This is a genomic window from Bacillus sp. LL01, from assembly GCF_001037965.1.
The window spans coordinates 1-4,491 of sequence record NZ_LFEL01000155.1 but is presented as its reverse complement, the minus strand read 5'-3'; the positions used below and the strand labels follow the sequence as shown (position 1 = coordinate 4,491).

The 4,491-nt window shown below is 41.1% G+C and carries 6 protein-coding genes; 3 read left to right on the top strand and 3 right to left on the bottom strand.

All coding sequences use genetic code 11. The annotated features are described in order from the left end of the window. Positions 1-144: 144 nt before the first annotated feature. The 3 genes from moaC to AB685_RS26820 are packed head-to-tail and all read right to left on the bottom strand — an operon-like array spanning position 145 to position 1,714. A complete protein-coding gene (gene moaC / locus AB685_RS26830; RefSeq protein ID WP_047973650.1) occupies positions 145-630 on the bottom strand; it encodes a cyclic pyranopterin monophosphate synthase MoaC in 486 nt (161 codons plus the stop codon). Next, a complete protein-coding gene (locus AB685_RS26825) occupies positions 630-1,223 on the bottom strand; it encodes a molybdenum cofactor guanylyltransferase (RefSeq protein WP_047973649.1) in 594 nt (197 codons plus the stop codon). The genes moaC and AB685_RS26825 overlap by 1 nt, the downstream gene beginning before the upstream one ends. Further along, on the bottom strand, positions 1,220-1,714 hold the full coding sequence (locus AB685_RS26820; RefSeq protein ID WP_047973648.1) for a MogA/MoaB family molybdenum cofactor biosynthesis protein: 495 nt from the start codon (positions 1,712-1,714) through the stop codon (positions 1,220-1,222). The genes AB685_RS26825 and AB685_RS26820 overlap by 4 nt, the downstream gene beginning before the upstream one ends. A gap of 134 nt (positions 1,715-1,848) precedes the next feature. On the opposite strand from AB685_RS26820, the gene moaA reads away from it, so the two are divergent. The 3 genes from moaA to AB685_RS26805 form a co-directional block, all read left to right on the top strand. Continuing rightward, the gene (gene moaA, locus AB685_RS26815) at positions 1,849-2,862 is read left to right on the top strand and encodes a GTP 3',8-cyclase MoaA (RefSeq protein ID WP_047973647.1); all 1,014 of its coding nucleotides are present in this window, start codon (positions 1,849-1,851) and stop codon (positions 2,860-2,862) included. A 92-nt stretch (positions 2,863-2,954) separates the two neighbouring features. Continuing rightward, positions 2,955-4,238 carry a gephyrin-like molybdotransferase Glp gene (gene glp / locus AB685_RS26810; protein ID WP_047973646.1) on the top strand — a complete coding sequence of 428 codons (1,284 nt, stop codon included), beginning with the start codon at positions 2,955-2,957 and terminating at the stop codon, positions 4,236-4,238. Further along, a partial coding sequence (locus AB685_RS26805; RefSeq protein ID WP_198530603.1) for a molybdopterin-guanine dinucleotide biosynthesis protein MobB occupies positions 4,208-4,491 on the top strand: 284 nt, incomplete at its 3' end. The genes glp and AB685_RS26805, both read left to right, overlap by 31 nt.

Genomic DNA, 4,491 nt, shown 5'->3' with positions numbered 1-4,491 from the left:
GAACTCACCAGAAATAAATACATGATAAGGGTATTGTATTAGAAAGGAATTAACAAGTACATGAATGAGGAATCGATAGTATAGCGACCTTTTATCCGTAGGAAAGATGGATAAAAGGTCGCTATTAATGTTGGTCGAAAAAGTTTATTTTGCTGCTTGATAGTCTCCGTTTTTTCCACCTGATTTACTTAAGAGAAAGGTTTCTTTAATAACCATACTCTTATCAACCGCTTTGCACATATCATAGAATGTGAGAGCCGCGGCAGAAACTGCTGTTAGTGCCTCCATCTCAACTCCTGTATTTCCCTTGCATGTCACTTCAGCTTGCATCATCAACTCATAGCCATCGCCTACTTGCTTGTATTCAAACTGAAAATCGACTCCAGTCAGTTGAATTGGATGACACATTGGGATAATATCAGGCGTTTTTTTTGCAGCCATAATCCCGGCAATCTGTGCAACTTGTAGAGGATCTCCTTTTTTAATTTCAGCATTTTGGATCGCATCGTATAATTCTTTTTTTAGTAGAATCGTACTTTGAGCGACAGCACTTCGTTTTGTTTCCTCTTTTTGAGAAATGTCGACCATTTTTGGACGACCCACTTCATTCCAATGGGAAAATTCACTCATTATCTTCTCTCCTCGTTCTTCAACTTTTTCCAATCACTTTCGTAATTAATATTCGTAAATTCTACTTGATTGTCTGGAAATTGAATATACTTTATTTTTCCTTTATGTAACAAAGGTCGCATGCTTTTTCGATTATTTTTAAGTAGGTCCAAAGCAATGGGCAAGCAGCGACGATGATACATAGCGATCAGTGGTTGCTCTTTTTCGCCGGTAACGGGGACGATCGCATCTATGGTTGGATCAGTAACAGTTGTATGCTCTATTAACGCTTGAACCAACTCCGGTGTGATAAAAGGGATGTCTGCTGCTAAGACAATGTACCAATCAGCCTCTTTAATAGAGTCCATTGCAAATGTTAAAGCAGCTAAGGGGCCTTCATGAATCTCTTTTTCAATCAGCAATTTTGCATCCGTTTGATCAAAATCCATTGAAAGTTGTTCATTTGTAATAATATAGACAGACTCAATTCCGCTTTCTAGTAGTGCATTTACACTATGGCGGTAAAATGGAATTCCTTTATATTGTTCGAACATTTTTGGCTTACCATATCGGGAGGATTGACCCCCTGCTAATATCACCCCTGATATCGTCATTTTTTGATCAGTTCATCTGCAAAATGAGACATCGTCGGTAAAATTAATTTCTCTAATGCAAGCTTTACCGCGTTTGTTGAGCCAGGCAATGCGTAGATAGCAGTCGCTTTCTTACTTCCAGCCACTGCTCTACTAAATAAAGCTTTTGGTCCGATTGCCTCATAGCTTAACATCCGGAATAACTCTCCAAATCCATCCATTTGCTTGTCTAATAATTGAGAAACGGCTTCGTACGTAACGTCTCTAGGCGAGAAACCTGTTCCGCCATTTAAAATAATCACCTGCACCTTGGGTCTTTCTACCCAATTATGAATCTCTTCCTGAATGATAGATCGTTCGTCTTTTACAATTTTATAATCAATGATGGCATGGTCGTTGGATTGTAAGAGGGATTGAATGGCTTGGCCACTGCGGTCATCGTCCTTATTTCTCGTATCTGAAATCGTTAATATCGCAACGTTTACCACTTTGGACGTATCAATCTGATGCATAGTAGTCAGTCACCTTCCTTTTTTTGTGTTAGAATGAGTCATTATATCTTACCAATAGTAACAGCTTTTTTAAAATACAATCAAATGAATTGTCGATAAAGGGTGAGGAACGTAACCGTAGAGGAGGGATGAAGATGGAAATCAACCAGGTGAAAGACAAATACTTGAGACCTTTGCAAGATTTACGCGTATCCATTATGGACAAGTGTAATTTCCGTTGTTCCTACTGCATGCCAAAAGAAGTTTTCGGAGATGATTATGTATTTATGCGAGAGGAAGAACTACTCTCGTTTGATGAGATAGAACGCTTGGTTTTACAATTCACTAAATTAGGAGTCAAGAAAATCCGTCTGACCGGTGGTGAACCGTTACTTCGTAAAAATGTTCCTGATTTAGTTCGCCGATTGTCACAAATAGATGGAATTGAAGATATTGCCTTAACAACAAATRGAGTACACTTAGTCAAGCAGGCTGAGGCGTTAAAACAAGCCGGTCTCATGCGTGTAAATGTTAGTTTAGATGCCTTGTCGACTGATATTTTCCAGGAGATGAATGGCAGAAAAGTCACGTCAGCTGTTGTCTTAAAAGGGATCGATGCTGCACATGCTGCTGGACTGAAAGTGAAGATTAACATGGTTGTAAAAAAAGGCTCGAATGAAAGTGAAGTTGTGAAATTAGCTCGTTACTGTAAAGAACGGGAGATTACATTGCGGTTTATCGAGTTTATGGATGTTGGTCAAACAAATGGCTGGGATTTCTCACAAGTGGTGACAAAAAAGGAATTGCTAGAAAAGGTGTCAACGATTGCTCCTCTTGAAAAAGTCGACCGAGAGTTAGGGGAAGTCGCAACCAGGWATCGTTATAAGGGGACAAATACAGAGGTTGGAATCATATCATCTGTATCGGATACGTTTTGCGGAGATTGCACGCGTGCTAGAATATCGGCGGATGGAAAACTGTTCACTTGTTTGTTTGCCGAAGAGGGATACGACCTACGAGAGTTTGTTCAATCCGGGGCAAGTGATGCGGAGATTGAATCGAGAATTACGGAGATTTGGACTGGCCGTACCGATAAATATTCAGAAGAGCGTACAGAAGAAACCGTTAAAAATCGAAAAAAAATTGAAATGTCCTACATCGGTGGTTAGAATAATGCAAGGGATTCCCCTTGCATTATTTATTTTTGTTTGGAAAGATAAAATGAGTAGTTGTCGAAATATTATAAAACGGAGTGAGTGCTATGGTAGAGAAGCGAAAGCCGATCCCGGTTGAAGAAGCAGTACAAAAAGTGATGGAACACACAGTTGTTCATCCACAAACTGAAATGGTTTCAATTGATGAGAGTTATGGTAGGTTTTTAGCYGAAGACCTGCTAGCGTCTCACGATGTACCAGCGTTCGATCGATCCCCATATGATGGTTTCGCCATTCGTGCAGAAGATACGAACGAAGCTAATTCTGAACACCCCATTTCGTTTGAGGTGGTGGGAGAAATTGGCGCAGGGTATGTGTTTGAAGGCGAAGTCAAGCCATTCCAAGCAGTAAGAATTATGACTGGAGCACCGATTCCAACGGATTGTAATGCAGTCGTCATGCTTGAATTAACGAAGGAAATCAGTGATAAAAAAATAGAAATCAAACGTGAATTTAAAGACGGAGATAACATTTCCTATCAAGGTGAAGACACGAAAAAAGGGACGGTCTTAGTTGAAAAAGGAACGCAAATCAACCCTGGAGTAGTCGCTTTGTTAGCCACTTTTGGGTATCATCAGGTCACAGTCGCTAAAAAACCGGTCATTGGTGTGATCGCAACAGGAAGTGAGCTGCTAGATGTCGATGAACCCCTTGCTCCGGGGAAAATCCGTAATTCCAATGCCTACATGATTATCGCTCAAATCGAACGGGCAGGCGGGGAAGCCTTGTATGTAGGAAAGCTCGACGATGATTTGGAAGCATGTCTAAACGCGACAAAAKAAGCACTTTCCAAAGTTGATATGCTGATTACAACAGGTGGCGTCTCAGTAGGAGATTATGATTATGTCCCTGCGATTTTAAACGATTTGGGAGCTGACGTGCTTTTTAACAAAGTAGCGATGCGCCCTGGCAGTGTAACGACTGTGGCAACGGTGGGTAAAAAAGCATTCTATGGTCTTTCAGGAAATCCATCAGCTTGTTATGTTGGGTTTGAGTTATTTGTTCGTCCGATGATTCGTAGGTCTCTACTTAGCACCCATCCTCATCTTCAAAAAGTAACCGCTACTCTTGGCGTCGATTTCCCCAAAGTCAATCCCTTTATGAGACTAGTTCGAGCTAAGGTAAGTTATGGGGATGGTGCGCTGATCGTATCTCCTTCTGGTGTCGACAAGTCAGGAATCGTTAGTTCTCTAGGCGGAGCGGATTGTTTGCTTGTGTTGCCTGGAGGAACAAGAGGCTATCAAAAAGGGATGTCGGTTGATGTGTTATTACTTGAGAGTACTCAAGGAAGTGAATGGCCATGGAACAATATTGTCCCGTCTTACAGGTAGTCGGCTATCAAAATAGTGGGAAAACGACTTTGATGGAAACCTTGATTCAACAATGCAGTGCGTTAGGAAAACGTGTAGCGACGATCAAGCATCATGGTCATCACACCCCGCAAAAACAAGAGAGTAACTTAAAAGATAGTGAGCGTCATCAACAGGCAGGAGCCGAAATTACCGCTGTTGAAGGGGGCGGTTCCTTGCAAATTCATATTAAAAATCAATCTTGGCCCCTTGATCAAATGGTGAGTCTATATAA

Excerpts from the sequence above, each read along its gene's own strand:
- moaC (WP_047973650.1), bottom strand. The coding sequence starts at position 630 with ATGAGTGAATTTTCCCATTGGAATGAAGTGGGTCGTCCAAAAATGGTC.
- AB685_RS26825 (WP_047973649.1), bottom strand. The coding sequence starts at position 1,223 with ATGACGATATCAGGGGTGATATTAGCAGGGGGTCAATCCTCCCGATAT.
- AB685_RS26820 (WP_047973648.1), bottom strand. The coding sequence starts at position 1,714 with ATGCATCAGATTGATACGTCCAAAGTGGTAAACGTTGCGATATTAACG.